The sequence below is a fragment of the Aliiroseovarius zhejiangensis genome (assembly GCF_014656375.1).
In the GTDB taxonomy this organism is placed as follows: Bacteria; Pseudomonadota; Alphaproteobacteria; order Rhodobacterales; family Rhodobacteraceae; genus Aliiroseovarius; species Aliiroseovarius zhejiangensis.
This window is the reverse complement of record NZ_BNCH01000001.1, coordinates 507,561-525,011: the sequence shown is the minus strand read 5'-3', so window position 1 is coordinate 525,011 and position 17,451 is coordinate 507,561. Positions and strand designations below refer to the sequence as shown.

Annotated in this window: 17 protein-coding genes; 16 read left to right on the top strand and 1 reads right to left on the bottom strand. The window is 59.6% G+C overall.

Going from position 1 to position 17,451, the window contains the following annotated elements; all coding sequences use genetic code 11:
- Nucleotides 1-160 precede the first annotated feature (160 nt).
- From IE188_RS02545 to IE188_RS02510, 8 genes are all read left to right on the top strand, one after another.
- Nucleotides 161-1,381 carry an ABC transporter substrate-binding protein gene (locus tag IE188_RS02545; RefSeq protein WP_191284893.1) on the top strand — a complete coding sequence of 407 codons (1,221 nt, stop codon included), beginning with the start codon at nt 161-163 and terminating at the stop codon, nt 1,379-1,381.
- Nucleotides 1,378-3,357, top strand: a complete 1,980-nt coding sequence (locus IE188_RS02540) for an ATP-binding protein (RefSeq protein ID WP_191284892.1) — start codon at nt 1,378-1,380, stop codon at nt 3,355-3,357. Before IE188_RS02545 ends, IE188_RS02540 begins: the two co-directional genes overlap by 4 nt.
- The gene (locus IE188_RS02535; RefSeq protein WP_191284891.1) at nt 3,338-4,594 is read left to right on the top strand and encodes a sigma-54-dependent transcriptional regulator; all 1,257 of its coding nucleotides are present in this window, start codon (nt 3,338-3,340) and stop codon (nt 4,592-4,594) included. The genes IE188_RS02540 and IE188_RS02535 overlap by 20 nt, the downstream gene beginning before the upstream one ends.
- 137 nt (nt 4,595-4,731) lie before the next feature.
- Nucleotides 4,732-6,054 carry an ABC transporter substrate-binding protein gene (locus IE188_RS02530; RefSeq protein ID WP_191284890.1) on the top strand — a complete coding sequence of 441 codons (1,323 nt, stop codon included), beginning with the start codon at nt 4,732-4,734 and terminating at the stop codon, nt 6,052-6,054.
- Nucleotides 6,055-6,142: 88 nt separating this feature from the next.
- The gene (locus tag IE188_RS02525) at nt 6,143-7,897 is read left to right on the top strand and encodes an ABC transporter permease (protein WP_191284889.1); all 1,755 of its coding nucleotides are present in this window, start codon (nt 6,143-6,145) and stop codon (nt 7,895-7,897) included.
- 19 nt (nt 7,898-7,916) lie between these two features.
- The gene (locus tag IE188_RS02520; protein WP_229836423.1) at nt 7,917-8,969 is read left to right on the top strand and encodes an ABC transporter ATP-binding protein; all 1,053 of its coding nucleotides are present in this window, start codon (nt 7,917-7,919) and stop codon (nt 8,967-8,969) included.
- The gene (locus IE188_RS02515; protein ID WP_191284887.1) at nt 8,970-9,617 is read left to right on the top strand and encodes a histidine phosphatase family protein; all 648 of its coding nucleotides are present in this window, start codon (nt 8,970-8,972) and stop codon (nt 9,615-9,617) included.
- A gap of 112 nt (nt 9,618-9,729) precedes the next feature.
- Nucleotides 9,730-11,706: a CocE/NonD family hydrolase gene (locus IE188_RS02510; RefSeq protein ID WP_191284886.1), complete on the top strand. Its 1,977-nt coding sequence runs from the start codon at nt 9,730-9,732 to the stop codon at nt 11,704-11,706.
- A gap of 81 nt (nt 11,707-11,787) precedes the next feature.
- Here the strand turns inward: IE188_RS02510 and IE188_RS02505 are convergent, their stop codons facing one another.
- Complete coding sequence (locus IE188_RS02505) at nt 11,788-13,311, bottom strand: phospholipase D-like domain-containing protein (protein WP_191284885.1); 1,524 nt, start codon at nt 13,309-13,311, stop codon at nt 11,788-11,790.
- 172 nt (nt 13,312-13,483) lie between these two features.
- Here IE188_RS02505 and IE188_RS02500 point away from each other — a divergent pair, with 172 nt between their 5' ends.
- The 8 genes from IE188_RS02500 (at nt 13,484) to IE188_RS02465 (ending at nt 17,449) form a co-directional block, all read left to right on the top strand.
- Nucleotides 13,484-13,729 carry a hypothetical protein gene (locus tag IE188_RS02500; RefSeq protein ID WP_191284884.1) on the top strand — a complete coding sequence of 82 codons (246 nt, stop codon included), beginning with the start codon at nt 13,484-13,486 and terminating at the stop codon, nt 13,727-13,729.
- A gap of 77 nt (nt 13,730-13,806) precedes the next feature.
- Nucleotides 13,807-14,277: a hemerythrin domain-containing protein gene (locus tag IE188_RS02495; protein ID WP_191284883.1), complete on the top strand. Its 471-nt coding sequence runs from the start codon at nt 13,807-13,809 to the stop codon at nt 14,275-14,277.
- 72 nt (nt 14,278-14,349) lie between these two features.
- Nucleotides 14,350-14,808, top strand: coding sequence for a host attachment family protein (locus IE188_RS02490; RefSeq protein ID WP_191284882.1), 459 nt, complete (start codon nt 14,350-14,352; stop codon nt 14,806-14,808).
- A gap of 95 nt (nt 14,809-14,903) precedes the next feature.
- Nucleotides 14,904-15,083 (top strand): PLDc N-terminal domain-containing protein, encoded by a 180-nt coding sequence (locus tag IE188_RS02485; RefSeq protein ID WP_191284881.1) that lies wholly within the window; start codon nt 14,904-14,906, stop codon nt 15,081-15,083.
- Nucleotides 15,084-15,259: 176 nt separating this feature from the next.
- Nucleotides 15,260-15,673, top strand: coding sequence for a PRC-barrel domain-containing protein (locus IE188_RS02480; protein WP_191284880.1), 414 nt, complete (start codon nt 15,260-15,262; stop codon nt 15,671-15,673).
- 120 nt (nt 15,674-15,793) lie between these two features.
- Complete coding sequence (locus tag IE188_RS02475; RefSeq protein ID WP_191284879.1) at nt 15,794-16,240, top strand: hypothetical protein; 447 nt, start codon at nt 15,794-15,796, stop codon at nt 16,238-16,240.
- Nucleotides 16,237-16,629 (top strand): phage holin family protein, encoded by a 393-nt coding sequence (locus tag IE188_RS02470; protein WP_191284878.1) that lies wholly within the window; start codon nt 16,237-16,239, stop codon nt 16,627-16,629. The genes IE188_RS02475 and IE188_RS02470 overlap by 4 nt, the downstream gene beginning before the upstream one ends.
- Nucleotides 16,619-17,449, top strand: coding sequence for a DUF3618 domain-containing protein (locus IE188_RS02465; protein ID WP_191284877.1), 831 nt, complete (start codon nt 16,619-16,621; stop codon nt 17,447-17,449). The genes IE188_RS02470 and IE188_RS02465 overlap by 11 nt, the downstream gene beginning before the upstream one ends.
- Nucleotides 17,450-17,451 lie beyond the last annotated feature (2 nt).

The following is a 17,451-nucleotide window of genomic DNA, read 5'->3' as shown; positions in this document are numbered from 1 at the left end:
GTTCCTGACAACAAGGCCTGGACGGCCGGCCGACAGTCGGGCGTTGCTTCCAGATTGGCATGTGTCAAAAGTGACCCATTTCGTTGATTTCTTCTTGCCAGGCTTTCTTTTTCCGCGCAACGCGTAATCTTGGGCCATGCAATATCTGAGATTTGCCTTGATGATGCTTGCCCTTTTGTGCACACGCCCGGCGTCTGCACAGGAACTGCGGGTGCTGACATCCTTTCCACCTGAGTTTTCGGCGGCCTATACGAAAATGTGGGATGCGCGCGACCCCACAACCGAGATCCGGGTTTTGAACAAGAACACCGTGGCCGCAATCGACGAGATCCTGCGCGGCAATATCCGGGGGTTTGACGTCTTCTGGTCCTCTTCACCCGAAGCATTCGAGTTGTTGCAACGCAACGACGCTTTTGCTCAAGCGGGTATATGTGGCGCAAAGGGCGCGGCGTCAGTGGCTCCTTTTGCACTGTCTTCGGTTGGGTGGGCGCGGCGTTCTGACAGCACCTTGTTCATGCCTGCGAACTGGAACGACCTGTTGCGCCCCCTTTATCGGGACAAGATCGCGATGGCGCGCCCGGCACGATCAGGCTCAACGCACATGCTGGTTGAACAAATTCTGCTGGTGCGCGGTTGGGAAGAAGGGTGGCGCTTTCTGCTGGAACTGTCAGGCAACCTGTCCACCCTGACCGCGCGCAGCTATGGGGTGCCGGATGGATTGATCAACGAACGGTTTCAGATTGGCCTGACCATCGACTTTCTGTCCCAATCCAAGTCCGACAAGCTGGATTTCCGCTATGGTCGACCGATTGTTCTGGCGGCTGCACGCGTCGGCATTCTCAGGGGGGGGCAGGCACCGCACAAGGCCTGCGAGTTTGTGCGGATGCTGTTGTCGCGGGAAGGGCAAATCACCCTATTGGAACCTGAGATTTCACGCATCCCCTTCGATCCCGACCTGCGTGCCGAAGTAGAAGAACAACTGCCACCGGATGTGATCGACGCGTTGAAGCTTGCGTGGTTCGACTATGATGCGCGGCAGTCCTCCAATCGCTATTGGTCGGTGAACACATTGTTCGATATTCTGATTACAGATCGTCTGGTCGAAAGGCGAAACCTGTGGCGTCGCTTTCACGCTCTGGACGGTAAGGTGTCGCCCAGTGACCTGATTGCGCCTCGGTTGCTTCTGACGGCGGTCCCTGTGTCAGAAGATGAAGCGTTGAAAGCCAGCCTGCAACGACAGGACGAGGATCAATCCAAACTGCAATCGGGGTCCGGCGCGTCGGAGCGGGAATTGGTGCGGATGTGGCGGGCGCGCACGGCGGCGCAGCTTGTGCAGGCGGATCAGGCCTTGCGCAGGCTTGAACAACAAGCGTCGCAGTGAGACGGCTGTGGGATCATATCGCCCCTCGTATCTGGACGCGCCTGTTCCTGATGGTGCTGGCTGCAATCCTGCTGACATGGATCGTGTTGGGGGTATCCTTCTATTGGTTGGGCAGCGCCCGTTCAGTGGTGACGGATCTTGGAACAACGCAGGTGCCGAAACTGACCCGAACCACCCGACTGTCCGCCCAGACAGCTGATCTGGCGATGTTGAGCAATCGTATATTGTCGGATCGGTCAGAGGGCTCGGCTGTGCTGGACAAGAAGCTCCGAACCTCGATTGCCGAGCTGAGAGAGTTCATTGACGACGGTTTTGACACCGCGATCACCCGGCAGGACGCCGAGGCGTTGCAACACCAGTTGGCGCTGGTGATCCGTAGCGTCGAAAAGGTCGCGCAAATTGAAACCAGCCTGTTGACCCAAATCGACCAGTTGCGGTGGCTGAACGCCGATATCCAGGACGAGGCAGCCGCCGTCATGGCGGATTTTGCTTTCAATATCGAAGTGTTGACGCGCCGGATGATCGACGAACCAGACCCCTTGATACGGCGTCAGATGGCGGGTGTGCTGGCCGCGGAACTGCGGCTGCAAACGACCTTCTCAAATATCGGGAATGACACCGCCACGGCGACAACGCTGGCCATCCAGATTTCGACCAGTCAATCTCTGGCGCAGCTCAGGCAATTTGAAAACCTGGTGGCGGATGCCTTGGCACGGGTAAACGCGAGTATCGAAACACTGCCGCCCAAGGCCGAGTATCTTTTTCTTCGGCAGGCGGCTGTCACCTTGGCCCGCGTGACCACCCATCCAAGCGGAGTTGTGCAGGTTCGACGGGATTGGCACGCAACGCGCGACCAGCTGGGCAACCAGCTTGAATCCGTTCTGGACTTGTTGAACCACATGCAGGGACAATTGCTGATCGAGGCTGAAATCCAGCGCAATGCTATCCTGTCGATCAGTGATGGGTTCCTGAAGAACGCAACGTTCACCATGCGGCTGTTGATGGTGCTGACGATCCTGGCGGCGGCAGGTGGGCTTTCGATCCTGTTTTATTACGTTCGCCCGTCGATCATCCGACCTATGGAACGGTTGACCAGCGCGATGCGCCAGATCGCCGAAGGCGGGCGTCCGGCGCTGGACGATCTTCCGGTCCGCAACGATGAAATCGCCGGTCTGGCATCGGCGGTGACCGCTTTTGAGAATTCGGTGGTTGAACGGGATCAGGCGATCCGTGATCTGCGCCAAACCCAAAGCGAACTTGTACAGGCGGGCAAGATGGCGGCGCTGGGCAACCTCTCTGCCGGGATCGGGCACGAGTTGAACCAACCGCTTGGGGCGATCCGGCAACGCCTTCACCTGTTGCAAACTGCCATCGAAAAAGGTGACGCTGTGCGGCAGGCGGCACAGATTGGCAAGATCGACGACCTGGTAACGCGGATGGAGCGCATCATCTCGCATTTGCGAAAATTTGCCCGACGGTCCGAGTATTTGCGTGAACACGTTTCATTGGCACGTTCGCTGCGCAATGCTCAGGAACTGTTGCACGCGCAGATGGCAGATCATCGGATAACCGTCGAAATCGACCCAAAGCTGGAACAAGCCGTCGTGGTCGGGGATGCGATCCTGATCGAGCAGGTTCTGGTCAATCTTCTGTCCAACTCCTGTGATGCGATTGCCGCCACCGAACAGCCGGGCACAATCACGATCCGAAAAGAGGATGGCGGGCAGGGTATGCTGACCTTCTCGGTCGTCGACACCGGGATCGGTTTGGGTGATCTGGCGCCTGAACGCGCCTTTGATCCCTTTGTAACCACCAAAGAGCCGGGCGCGGGGCTGGGGCTTGGTTTGTCGATCTCGTTCAACATTATCACCGGGATGAACGGGACATTGTCGCTTGGCCCTCGCGCGGATGTCGGGACGCGGGCGACAGTGACGCTGCCGCGGGGAGAGGATGAAGATGAAACACGACACGCATGACATCTATGTTGTCGATGACGATCAGGATTTCCGCGAGGCCACCTGTGAACTTCTGGAAGAAGAAGGCCTGGCGCCGCGTGGGTTTGCCGAAGGTCGGGCAATGCTGGACAGTCTGGATCCCGAGTGGGGCGGAGTTATTCTGTGTGACGTGCGCATGGGGGGCATGGATGGGTTTGACGTGCTGAAAGCGGTGCGAAATGCTGCGCCTGAAGTGCCCTTCATCATGATCACCGGACACGGGGACGTGCGATTGGCCATCGCGGCGATCAAGGCGGGGGCCTATGATTTTCTGGAAAAGCCGGTGCAGCCGGATGTGCTTCTCAGCACGATCCGACGCACCCTGAATGCCCGGAAACTTGTCATAGAAAACAAGAAATTACGCAGGCGAGTGGTGCATCGCGGCGGGATGGTCAGCCAACTTGTTGGCCGTTCCGATGCGATGCGCACCTGTCGCAAAGCCTTGTTGAACCTGGCCCCGTTGCCCGTCACCGTCACACTGTCCGGTGAAGCCGGCACCGGCAAATCGCTGGCCGCCCGGATGCTGCATGATTATGGAGAAGGATCAGGTGGATTTCACGTGATCAATTGCGCCATGGTTGATGCCGATGGTCTGATTGGTGTGTTGAACGATGTTCCTCCCGACACTGACACGCTGTTTGTACGAGCGGTTCACAAGCTGGATATGACCGCCCAAACACAGCTTGCCGATTACTTGCGCCAACGGGATCGACCGCGGGTCATCCTGTCCTATACCGGGTCTTTGAAAGCCCCTGAAGTTACAACCATCCTGAGCGATGAGCTTCTGTATCTGGTAAATGTCGCGACGGTCGAAATGCCGGCGCTCAGGGAACGCGGCCGGGATGTCTATCTGTTGCTGGAAACCTTCCTGCGTGAAGCGGCGGCGCGATATGAAAAGAGGCTTCCGAACGTCACGAAAGAGATGCTGACGCCGTTGGGCAAGTATGATTGGCCCGGGAATGTGCGCGAATTGCGCAACGTGGCGGAACGTATGATCATTGGCTTGGGCATGAACCTGCAACCGTCGTCGCGCAGTGGCGCGATGGCACATCAATCCTATGATGACGCGATGCTGAGTTTCGAACGCGACCTTCTGGAGCAGACGCTCAGGGAAACAGCGGGGCGAAAAGGGGCAGCGGCGGAACGTCTCGCGATTCCCCGAAAGCGGCTTTACCTGCGCATGAAGGCGGTCGGGCTTCTGAAATCGGGTCAGCATTGACCTAAACGATGTGTCAAAATTGACGCATTTCGCACCGTTTGTCTTTGTTTGCAGCAAAGTTTGACGGACACGCGGTCCCCTGAAAACCTTTGCCATATGCGCAGGAGGAGCGCGCTCAAGGCCACAGGGAGGCAATCATGAAAACACTACTCTACACATCCATCGCAGCCACGGCGCTTTCGGCCGGAGGTGCGCTGGCAGACGGCAAGGTAACCGTCATCACATCGTTCCCGGATTCAATGACCGGCCCGATCGAGGCCGCATTTGAAGCTGCCCATCCGGAATATGATCTTGAGGTTCTGAACAAGAAAACCTCGGCCGGGGTGAAATACATCCAGGAAATCGCCGGTGATAACACCGCTGATATTTTCTGGGCGTCGGCACCGGATGCCTTCGAAGTGCTGAAAAGCGACGGGCTGCTGGCTGATGTCACCATCAAATCCGAAGGAATCCCGGAACGCATCGGCGCTTATCCCCTGAATGACCCGGACGGGAAGTACTACGGCTTCGCCGGTGCGGGTTACGGCATCATGTGGAACGAACGCTATCTGAAAGCCAACGGGCTTGAACCCGCCACCGAATGGGATGATCTGGCCAAGGCAGAATATCACGGCCATGTGGGCATGTCGGCCCCGTCGCGGTCCGGCACCACGCACCTGACGGTCGAAACCCTGTTGCAGGGCGAAGGCTGGGACGAAGGCTGGGCCAAGTGGAAACGGATCGCAGGCAACTTCTCGACGGTGACGGAACGCAGCTTTGGCGTGCCGGATGGGGTGAACACCGGCAATTTCGGTCTGGGCATCGTGATCGACTTCTTCGGGTTTTCGTCCAAGGCGTCGGGCTTTCCAGTTGATTTCGCCTATCCGACTGTGACCGCGCTGGTCCCCGCGAACGTGGCAGTCGTCAACAACACCCCGAACGAGGCGGGCGCCGTGGCCTTCATCGAATATCTGCTGACCCCCGAAGGGCAGACTGTTCTGCTCGACCCGGCGATCATGCGGCTGCCGATCAACCCGGCCACCTATGCCAATGCCCCCGAAGGCTTCCCGAATCCGTTCGAGGATTCGACCATTGGTGCGACGGTGGAATTTGACGTGGCCAAATCGGGCGCACGCTACAACCTCGTCAATTCGATGTTCGACGTGATGATCACCTATCGTCTGGACGATCTGCGCGCCGCAGTCGGGGCCATTCAGGCCGCCGAGGCGGCTCATGCCGACAGCGGCAATGAAGAGGCAAAAGCCCTGATCGCCGAGGCCTGGGCCCTGATCGACGCCAACCCGATCGACGAGGCGAAAAGCCTGGATCCGGAATTCGCGGGCATCTTCACCAAGAAGCGCAAGAAAGCCACCGACGAGGTCGGCGCGCGTCAGGCTGAGGTCGAACAGGAATGGGACGCGATGGTTGTCGCGAACTATGCCAAGGCCAAAGAACTGGCCGACAAAGCCGCAGGAATGTAAATGCCTCCCTGTCGGACCCCGTTGCCGGGGTCTGGCCGCGCTGCCACCGCGCATGTTGCGGTGGCAGCCATTCAAGAAAGCCTGAGACATGTCACAGAACACCTCTCCCCCTGCGGCCACGCGGGCAGGTCTTGCCGACCGTTTGCCACGCTGGCTGGTGCCGAACCTGACGGGCGTGCACCTTGTCGCCGTCTTCATCGCGCTTTTGCTGATCGGCCTGTTGCTGGTGCCCGTCGCGCAGGTGATGATCGTCGCGTTTCAAGACCCTGCGACCGGGGCAGCCACGCTTCAGAACTTCGTCGATTTCTTCCGCACGTCGCTGTTTCGCGAAAGCTTCTGGAATTCGTTCTATGTCTCGGCCATGTCGGTGGTTGTAGCGACCGTGATCGCGCTGCCCCTGGCCTATATCACCACGCGGTTCCACTTTTCCGGCTCGATCCTGATCCAAAGTCTGGGGTTCATCCCGCTGATCATGCCGCCCTTTGTCGGTGCGGTGGCGATGCAGCTGATCTTTGGCCGCAACGGCACGGTGAACCTGCTTCTACGCGACTGGTTCGGCTTTGACATCCCGTTTATGGAGGGGCTGAACGGCGTGATCCTTGTTCAATCCATCCACTATTTCCCCTTCATCCTGATCAACCTGTCCGCATCCCTGCGCAACATTGATCGGTCAATGGAGGAAGCCGCCCAGAACCTTGGCAGCCACGGGCTACGACTGTTTCGGCGCATCGTCTTTCCGCTTGCCATGCCGGGCTATATCGCCGGTGCCGCGCTGGTGTTCATCAAGGTGTTTGACGATCTGGGCACGCCGCTGTTGCTGAACGTGAACAACATGCTGGCGCCGCAGGCATTCCTGCGTATCTCGTCCATCGGGATCAGCGATCCGATGGGCTATGTGATCTCGGTCATTCTGGTCGTGTTCTCGGTCCTGTCGCTCTGGGCATCGTTCCTGTTCATGCGCGGCAAGGATTACGCCACCGTACAGAAAGGCGGAGGCGGCATGGCCAAGCGCACCCTGAAGCCCGCGGAAAAGGCATTGGCCTATGCGACCGTGATCTTCATCCTGCTGTTGGTTCTGTCGCCGCATATCGGCCTGCTGCTGCTGTCGTTCGGCACCATCTGGTCCTTCGCGCCGCTGCCCGACGGCTATACGTTTCAGAACTATGTGACCATGTGGGAAGGGTCCAAGACCTTTATCATGAACACGGTGCTTTATGCGGGCATCGCGGCCACGCTGGACGTGATCATCGGCACCGCGATTGCCTATATCGTTCTGCGCACGCAAATTTTCGGGCGCAAGGGGCTGGATTATCTGGCCACTGCGGCGCTGGCGGTGCCGGGGGTGGTGCTGGGCATCGGATACCTGCGCACCTTCCACGCCATCGACGTGCCATTCACCGACAAGCCGATGGCAAGCTGGTGGGTGATCATCGCGCTGGCTCTGATGATCCGGCGTCTGCCCTATGCCCTGCGTGCCTGCACGGCGGCCCTGCAACAGGTCAGCCACGCGCTGGAGGAAGCAGCCGAAAGCCTTGGCGCAACCAAACGCCGGTCCATCCAGAAGATCGTGATCCCCCTGATGACCGGCGGCATTCTGGCGGGTTTCGTCACCAGTTTCGCCACCGCCGCGGTCGAGCTGTCGGCGACCATCATGCTGGTCAGTTCCAACAACGACGCGCCGCTGGCCTATGGCATCTATCTGTTCATGCAGACCCCGTCGGGGCGTGGCGCAGGCGCTGCCCTTGGCATCGTCGCGGTCATCGTCGTCGCCATCGGCACCATCGCGTCGCAGATCATCATTGAACGCGACAAGAAACTGAAGTCATCGGGCGACGCTCACTGAGCCTTGAAGGAATATGGAAATGAAAAAAGCTGGTATCACGATCGAGAATGTCCATCTGGCCTTTGGCGACACCGAGGTTCTGAAGGGCGTCAACCTTGACATTCAGCCCGGCGAGTTCTTCGCCTTCCTTGGCCCCTCCGGGTCGGGCAAATCCACGCTTCTGCGTGCGATTGCCGGGTTTGGACCCACGCCCAAGGGGCGCATTTTGATTGGCGACAGGGATGTGGTCGGTCTGGACCCGTGGAAGCGCAATGTGGGGATGGTGTTCCAATCCTATGCGCTGTGGCCGCATATGTCAGTGCGCGACAATGTGGCGTTCGGGCTGAAGGAACGCAAAGTGCCCTCGGCCCAGATCAAGACCAAGGTCGATGCGGCGTTGGAGCTTGTGGACCTTGCCCATCTGGCCGACCGGATGCCCAACCAACTGTCGGGCGGGCAGCAACAGCGCATCGCGCTGGCCCGTACCGTGGTGGTGGAGCCTGACGTTCTGTTGCTGGACGAACCCCTGTCCAATCTTGACGCATCCTTGCGCGTTCACATGCGCCGCGAGCTTTTGCGCCTGCAGAGACAGCTGGGTCTGACCACGATCTTCGTGACCCATGATCAGGAAGAGGCCAACACCACCTGCGACCGCATGGCGGTTCTGGATGGCGGCGTGATCCAGCAGGTCGGGTCGCCGTTGGAGCTTTACGACCGCCCCGAAAACCTGTTCGTCGCCAATTTCCTTGGCACGGCGAACATTCTGGAAGGCAAGGTCGAAGTCGACGGCAACGAGCGGCGCTTTGTGACCAACACGGGCGATCAGCTGTCTTTGCCCGAGGGCAGCACGGGCGAAGGTGGTAACATTGTTTTGCGCCCTCAAAACATCTCGATCAGTCGCACGCAGGCTGCGGATTCGCTGCCCGGCACGGTGCAGCACAGCGAGTTTCTGGGCAGCCAGATCCGGTATCTGGTGTCCGCGGGCGGCACCGAGATCGTGGTGGACCAAAGCCACCGTGCCGGCCATGACTGGATCGAAACCGGGGCCGACGTGCATCTGGTCGCAAACACGCAAAGCGCGGTGGTTCTGTAAATGACGACACTTCCCAAGCTGACCATGCCGCATGACGTTTTCCTTCTGCGTCACGGCGAAACTGAATGGAACAAAGATCACCGGGTGCAGGGGCAAAAGAACTCGGATTTGACGGAACTGGGGCGGGCGCAGGCCCGCGAGCAGGCTCAGATCCTGCGCGGCATCCGCCCCACATTGCCCGAACATACGCTGTGGGCCAGCCCGCTTCGCCGGGCGCAAGACACCGCAAAGCTGGCCTTTGAGGGCGCGGGTTTTGCCACCGATGCCCGCCTGTCCGAAATCAACTGCGGCGCCTGGGAGGGTACCACCCACGAAGACCGTCTGGCGCGTGATCCCGACATCGTGGCGGGGCTGCAATCTGAATACGACATGTATACCAGCGGGCCGGGTGGTGAAGGCACGCATGAACTGGCAACACGCCTGCATGCGTTTCTGTCCGAGCTGCAAGGCCCCGCAATCATCGTGTCGCACAAGGTGGCCATCGTGGTCATGCGCGCGCTTTTGACGGGCGACCCGGACGGGCTTCATTGCAGTCTTGTCCCGGCGCAGGGCAGCGTGTTGCAGATCTCGGACAACCGGACAATCATGCATCAAAACCCTCGGGTCCAGAGCGGCAGCGCGGCAAATCTGACCAACATCATTGTCTAACAGACCCATGATGCTGCCCGTGGCCGATAGTCAGTCTGGTTGGTGGGGAAGATCTCATTGACGCACCGTTCTGCTTCTGGGACCGTCGTGCGACCTGACGCAAGGCTGGAACATGACCGACCCCGATCTTCACGACCTCACCCACGACCGCGATCTTGGGATCACGTTGCCGGACGGCACGCGTTTGTCGGCGCGTGTCTGGATGCCGGTGGATGCGATGGACCGTCCGGTTCCGGCGATCCTGGAATATCTGCCCTATCGCAAGACTGATGGCACCGCCGAGCGGGATGCCGGGATGCATCCCTGGATCGCGCAGCGGGGCTATGCCTGTCTGCGGGTGGATCGCCGTGGTTGTGGCGAAAGCGAAGGCTTGTTTGATGATGAGTATTCGGAGCAAGAGTTGCAGGACGGCGAAGATGTGATCGAATGGATCGCGCGCCAGCGTTGGTGCACCGGCGCGGTAGGAATGCAGGGCATCTCCTGGGGCGGTTTCAACAGCCTGCAAATCGCGGCTCGTGCACCCGCCGCGCTGAAAGCGGTGATCACCATCGGTTCGACCGTCGACCGCTATGCCGATGATGTGCATTACAAAGGCGGCATTCAGCATTCGGACAATATCAGTTGGGCTGCGACGGTACTGTCGTGGTTTTCGATGCCGCCCGATCCTGAACAGGTGGGCGACAAATGGCGGTCAATGTGGCTTGAACGGTTGGAAAACACGCCACCGCTGCCACGCATCTGGGCCGAACACCGGGATCGCGATGCCTATTGGAAGCACGGGTCGATCTGCGAGGATTACGGTGCGATCAAGGCGGCAGTTCTGGCCTTTGGTGGCTTGCATGACGGGTATCGCAACACGATGCGGCATCTGGTCGAGAACCTGGATGCGCCGGTGAAGGGGGTGGCCGGGCCATGGGGGCATAAATATCCGCATATCTCGCAGATCGGACCGTCGATCGGGTATCTGCAAGAGGCGCTGCGCTGGTGGGACCACTGGTTGAAGGGTGTCGACAACGGTGTCGAGCAAGACCCGGCGTGGCGCGCCTATGTCATGGACAGCGCAACCCCCGATCCGGTTGCAAGCCATCGCGACGGGTGGTGGATAAGCGACCAAACCCTGCCGTCGGCGCAAGAGCAGGTTCAAGAACTGACATTGGGGAACGAACTGACAGGCGCCTTGCCCGCAACCGTCGCCCCGGATCTGCGACACGGTGAACAATGCGGCGAGTTTTTCACTTTCGGCTTTGGGTCGGGGGAATTGCCGGATGATCAGCAGCCAGACGATGCCCGCAGCGCGTGTTTTGACAGTCAGGCGCAGGTCAGTGGCGTCGATATCGTCGGGCGGCCAATGGTCCGCTTGCGGGTGGCGGCGGATCGTCCACGGGCGCAACTTGTGGTGCGGCTGTGTGATCTCAGGCCCGATGGCACCTCGATGCTGATCACCATGGGCCTGCTGGATCTGCGCAACCGGGACGGGTTCGAGGCCAAGCGCGACCTGATCCCCGGCCAGCCGGTCGATGCCACTCTGGCGCTTGACGAAACCGCCTATCACCTGCCCGAGGGTCATCGCCTGCGACTGGCGGTGGCAGGTAGCTATTGGCCATATTCCTGGCCGGAACCTGATCCGGTGACCCTGACGATTGCCGCAGGGCAGCTTGGCCTTCCGGTACGCGCAGGCGCGAAGCGTGATGAATGGACATTTCCGCCCCCGATCTCGGCCCCGCCAAGACGCACGCGATTGCTGCGCAACGGGCAGGACGAGAAAACGCGCAAGGTCGATGAGAAGACGGGTCGGATCACCCTGACCATATCTTCAGACCATGGGCGGGTCGAGGATCTGGAAACCGGGATCATCTCTGACAGCGCGGTGCGCGAGGTCTGGACGATTGATCCGGCCAACCCGGCGGATGCGCAGGCCATGATCACATGGAACCGCAGTTTCGGGCGCGCGCACTGGGGCGTGTCGACCCGGGCTGAAACCGCGATGCGCGGGGCGCCGGATCATTTCAAGATCACCCAACGGCTGGTTGCCGAAGAGGATGGCGAGACCGTGTTTGACCGTTCATGGGCGCACAAGGTCAGGCGATAGCGTGAGCGCGAAGCCGAACCGGCAGGGCCAGCATACCGACCATGTGGGCTGGGGACAGTTCGGAAGAAGGCTTTCCCGATGTCATCCCACCAAATAACGATACACCGAGCCGACAAGGGCCAGCACCGCCAAACCGATCATTATTTCGCGCGATGTGATGACGCGCCGCTTGCCCGTGCCCCGTTCATAACGCGGGTCCAGAAGGCGTGTATCAGCAAGGAATGCGCCGGCGCCGGCATCCTCTTTCAGGTCCAGCGGCATGAAGCGGCGCCCCTCGGACGGGTTCAGCGACCTGAGCGCGGGAAGCACGCTGCCTGTCTGCGCAATTACTTTGGCCAGTGTTTGCGGGGCACACCCCAGATGCTCGGCCAGCAGGCGATTGCGCAACCCCGCGATGACCTGTCGTGTGTCCTCGTCCCGCCCTTCGATGCTCAGATCGCATTCAGTGTCATACCCCATCGACCGGCGGTTGATGTTGCTGGATCCCACGCGCAGCAGACGGTCATCAATCACGCAGATCTTTGCGTGAACATAAATCGGATCATTGGCCGCGTTTACAGGTGTCACGACAAGAAAGCGGTTGTGGCGGTCGGCATCCTGCAAGGCTTTGACCATCCGTGTTCGGGTGACATGCATCGCGTTGTCTTCCAGCATGTTGGATCGTTCGGGGTTGACCACGATGATGTCTGGCCCGTCGTCCTCGCCCAAGCGAAGTGACAGCGCATCGGTCACGGCATCCAGGGCAAAATACTGGCTTTCCAGATAGATCGTCGAGCGGGCGGATGCGATCCCGTCCAGAACCATTTCTTCGATTTCGTTGACCAGGGGCTTGTCTTCCTCGGGCGGTTCAGTGCGCGAGATTGCTACGGGTATATCGCGGCAATCAATCTGAAGTGAGGCGGGCCAAATGTCTTGTTCAGGCAGGTCTGGTGCGGAAAGCGCTTCTCCGGTTGCGCGCTGCCATCTGGCGCGCGCAAGCTCTGCCAGATCGCGCGTGGCCGGTCCGGTCAGCGCGGTTGAGGCATCATGCCACGGCCCGGCAGGCGAGCCGTCGTGCAGCACACGTCTTGGGTCGTCGGGCGTGTGTTCGGGTGTGTCCCAGCGGGCATCGGTCACGTCGATCCCGCCGCAAAAACCAAGCCGGTCATCCACGATAACGATCTTCTGATGATGGCAGGCCCCGACCGGGTGGCGTCCGTCCAGCGCCAGCTTGATGCGGTCAGGCCCCGACAGGTTCAGCCGCACCGCCGGCACCAGCCGCCCGGGGGCGATGGCGGCAGATCCGCTCCAACGCAGAAGATAGAGGCACAGGTCAGGATTGCGTTCGACTATGGCTTGCATGAAGTCGGCGACCTGATTGGGATACCCGTCAGGGGCGTTGCCGTCTTCGTCGCTTTCGCCCGGCAGCATGTCTATTTCAAGGTCAAAGTCCCAGCCGATCAGCAACACCTGACGTTCGGCAGAGATCAGCGCCTCGCGCAGCGCCCGGAAATAGGCTGCGCCATCAATCACCAATGCAAATTCGCGGGCGTTGCTGACCCGCCAGCAGTTGTGACCCGGCTTGAACAGGTTGTGGCGATCAGGGGTGGCAGATTGGTCCGGCATTTCGATCCTGTGTCCTTGTTCCTGTTCTTGTCCTTGGATTCGCCCGCGCGTCAAGCCCGTCGGCTTCCGGCCATCGGCTCAAAAACTTTGGAACCGAAGCAGGTGCTGCGACGTTCACTATCCAAGCGCTACGTGGCGCGCTGTCATGCTGACATTAGCAAGGAAGGTGGACATGAGAAAACTTCATTTCCCAGCCAACGGGCCGCGAGGCGAACAACGAACGGGTGCAAATCGCGGCCGACGCCTGTCACGGGCGGTGGAGATTTATCAGCAACTGCTGTCACATATGGACGAACGCCCCATAGAGGCTCGAGCGGCGACCATTAGCGCAATTTCAGATGGGCTGTCGCGTGTGGATACCGCTCTGCCGGTCAACTTGTCCCGCCGCAATTCGCCCGGTCTGCGCGCCGGTCTGTGACCCTTCGTCTTCAATCCCGTTCTGCGACCTGTAGAGCTTGATTTGAATAATACAGTTGCCAATGCAAGGATAAGAACATGCCCAATATTTATGACGCCATCAAAAGCGACCATGACAACCATCGCGCGTTGCTGAAGAAAATCAAGGACAGCAAGGCCCAGGATCGCGGCGCGCTTTGGCGCAGTTTCTATGAAGACGTGAAAAGCCACGCTGCTGCAGAAGAAGAAACCTTTTATTCCAAGCTGATCTCAAAAACCTGGGGGCAGGACGCTGCCCGCCATTCGGTGCACGAACATCAGCAGCTTGATGATCTGCTGGAAGAGATCAATGCGCTGAAGTTGACCTCGGATCTTTGGATGAAAAAGTTCGATCAGCTTGTGCACGATTACGAACACCACATGGATGAGGAAGAAAACGAGGTTTTCGCCCGCGCACGTGAAACGATCGACGAGTCCGAGATCGAAGGTTTTGGAGACAAGTTTCAGAGCCGCAAGAAGAAAGAGCGTGATCTGATCGCCGACAAGCGAGAGGACAGTCTGGAAGACTAGAGCCAATTGTCGCGCTCACGCGACGACCCCGCGCCCTGCAAGACATCTGATGACCATGAAAAGGAGAGCCTGATGAAAAAGCTGCGAAAAGGAACCTGGGTGTTGATTGCGGATGGTGAAAAGGCACTGTTTCTTGTCAACGAGGGCGACGTGCAGTCCCCCGACCTACAGGTGCTTCGAAAGACCGAGCAAGACAATCCTCCGAACCGCGAACAGGCCGCCAATCGGCGCGGGCGGGTCCATCAAAGCGCCAACCACGGTAAATCGGCTTATGAGGACACGGATTGGCACCAGCTGGGCAAGGAACGGTTTGCGCAGGATCTGGCAGATCACTTGTACAAGAAGGCCCACGCAGATGCCTTTTCGCATCTGGTGATATGCGCCGCACCCGACGTGCTTGCCGTCTTGCGCGACGAAATCCACCAAGAAGTGCGTGATCGCGTGGTGGCCGAAGTCCCCAAAACGCTCACCAATCACCCCATCGACGACGTGACACGCATCATCTGCGCAGACCTCGAATCGCACGGGTGACGAACCATGCGCCACAAGGGAACCAATCGGGCAGGGGCGCGTTGACATCGGGACAATCGGCCAATTCGGCTGTGTGACAGGAAAGGAAGAACATCATGGATTTCGTGTCTGGCCTTGGTGGCCTGCTTATTTTGGCCCTTGATATCTGGGCGATCGTATCGGTCCTGCAATCCGGTGTGCCGGCATTGAACAAAGTGCTCTGGATTCTGCTGATTTTGGTGCTGCCGCTGATTGGCTTCATCATCTGGCTGGTGGCCGGTCCGAAAGGCGCGTGACGCGACGCAGCCGACAGGGGTGACGCGACTGATGGCAGGGCGTGCAGCTTGAAGAACTGCACGCCCTAAATTTATGAAAAAAATGAAAAAAATCTGGAGAATCGTCGGTTAGTGCGGAACCAATCTCTTGCGCAGGAGTTGACAGAACCAATGCAATTGAAACGTGGAGATGACCCATGAAGAACTTTCTGATGACCGCTGCCATCTCGCTGGTCGCAAGCACGGCGGCCTATGCCGACAACCATGCAATGGACCGTGGCGACATGATCCGCACACGCGACATCACGGGCGGGCAAGTCTATGCTATGACAGCCGACAACTGGGACATGGACACGACCTATGAAAGCGTTGACGAGAGCTGGGATGTGATTGGCGAAATCGAAGATCTTGTGCTGAACCGCAACGGTCAGTTGACCGGGATCATCGCCGAAGTTGGCGGATTCCTTGATATTGGGGACAAGCATGTCTTCATCGCCGTTGACGATGTCCGTCTGGTTCCAACCGATGACAAGTCCTATGGGTTCGTCAGCCCGTTGTCCAAAGACCAGCTGATGGAGAAGGAAAACCTGGACGAAGGTTTCTGGGATTAATCCTTGCCAGCGCCTCCGGCCCCGGTGCCGGGGGCGTCTCCCAACCGGCAGTCTTGATGAGGCGCCATTTCGGGGACCCCGCCCATTAAATAAATGACACAGACGAAAGAGGAGACGAAAATGGCCAAGACTACAAAACCTGCAGAAGCAAGCGCGACGAAAAAGGATGCTGCCGAAAAAATCGACAAGGCGGTGGACGAGACCTCGTCAGCGGTCAAATCGTCCGTCGAAAGCGTGAAATCAGGCGCAGCGGACATTGCGGAAACAGCCCGCGACACCGCAGAAGCCACGGCCGATAAGGTTGCAGAGCACGCATCGCGTGCCTCGGAAACCTTGCGCGGTGCGGCGGCATCGTTGCGTGATGGGTCATTTCAGGAACGCAGCTTCGGGCAGTTGGCGGCAAGCCTTGCCGATGCTTCGGACGCGATCCGGGACAAGGATCTGGGCCAGCTGTCGCGCGATGTGTCCGACTTCGCCCGTCGCAACCCGCTGTTGTTTGCCGGTGGGGCCGCGCTGGTCGGTTTCGCGATTGCGCGGATGATGACCAAGCCGGGGGACAAATCATGAGATCCGAACAATCCACCTTGTCGCTGATCTCGGATGTGCTCAGGCTCAGTTCGGGATTGATCCAGAAGGAAATTGCGCTGGCCAAGGCCGAGCTTGGTGAAAATATCAACCGCGCTGGGGCCGCCATCGGTCTGTTGGTCGGGGCCGCCATCCTGGCGATGATCGCACTGAACCTGATCGCGGGCACCCTGGTTGCTGCCCTGACGGCGGCGGGCGTGTCCGTTGTGTGGGCGCCGCTGATCGTGGCCAGCTTTTTCGGAGTGATCGCGCTGATCATGGTGCTGAAGGCGCAAAGTGATCTGAAAATGGCCAGCCGCGCCCCCTCCCGCACGGCAGCCCGCATCCGACGCGACGCAACCGCCTTGAAGGAGGCCACACATGAAAAATGACATCGAAGAAATTCAGGACGATATCGACGCCGAACGCGCCCAGTTGGAACAGAAACTGTCGGCGCTGAATGATCATGTGTCTGTCGAAGCCCTGACCGCTGAAGCCAAGCAGCATCTTCGGGATGCGAGCGGAGATATCGTGCAGAAGCTGATGAACCGCTTTGGCCAGAACGCTCAGGCGCACCCGTTGGCTGTTGCAGCCGTGGGGGCCGGTGTCAGCTGGCTATTGTCAGGGGCGGGGGGGGCGGCTTCCAAACCCGATCCGGTGATGCGCCGGTCGATGGGGGCTTACAACGGCCCCAAACCTGCCGAGGGCGACCCGGACCGTGACACGCCTGTCATGGTCGCCGCCCATTCAACACGGCCCGCGCCGGGCGTGGCGGAACGGGTGCAGGACCGTGCGCGCGAAGTGCTGGATACGGCCCAGGACCAGGTCGCAGAATTGCGCCATCAGGCCGAGGATATGCGCCGGCGCATTGCTGAAGGCACCGAGGAGCTGTCCGCCGAGGCCCGCGCCCGGGTTATCGCCGCCCGCGAACGGGCGCTTGAGGTCGCTCAGAAATCAGGCCGCAAAGTGCGCGACGCCGGTCAGGCCGGTGCCGATTTCGCAAAAGAGAACCCATTGGTGGTCGGGGGCGTCGCGCTCGCCTTGGGCGCTGCGATTGCCGGGGCGCTTTACATGCGCCATTCGGCAGCGTCAGATGAAGACGATACTGATGACCACGACGCCTTCGCCGAAGCTGATCGGGTGTTTGAAGAAGAGCTGGCCCGCGCGCGCATGGTTCGCAACACAGCGGTGCAGGGTGTCCCTGACAGCTAAGA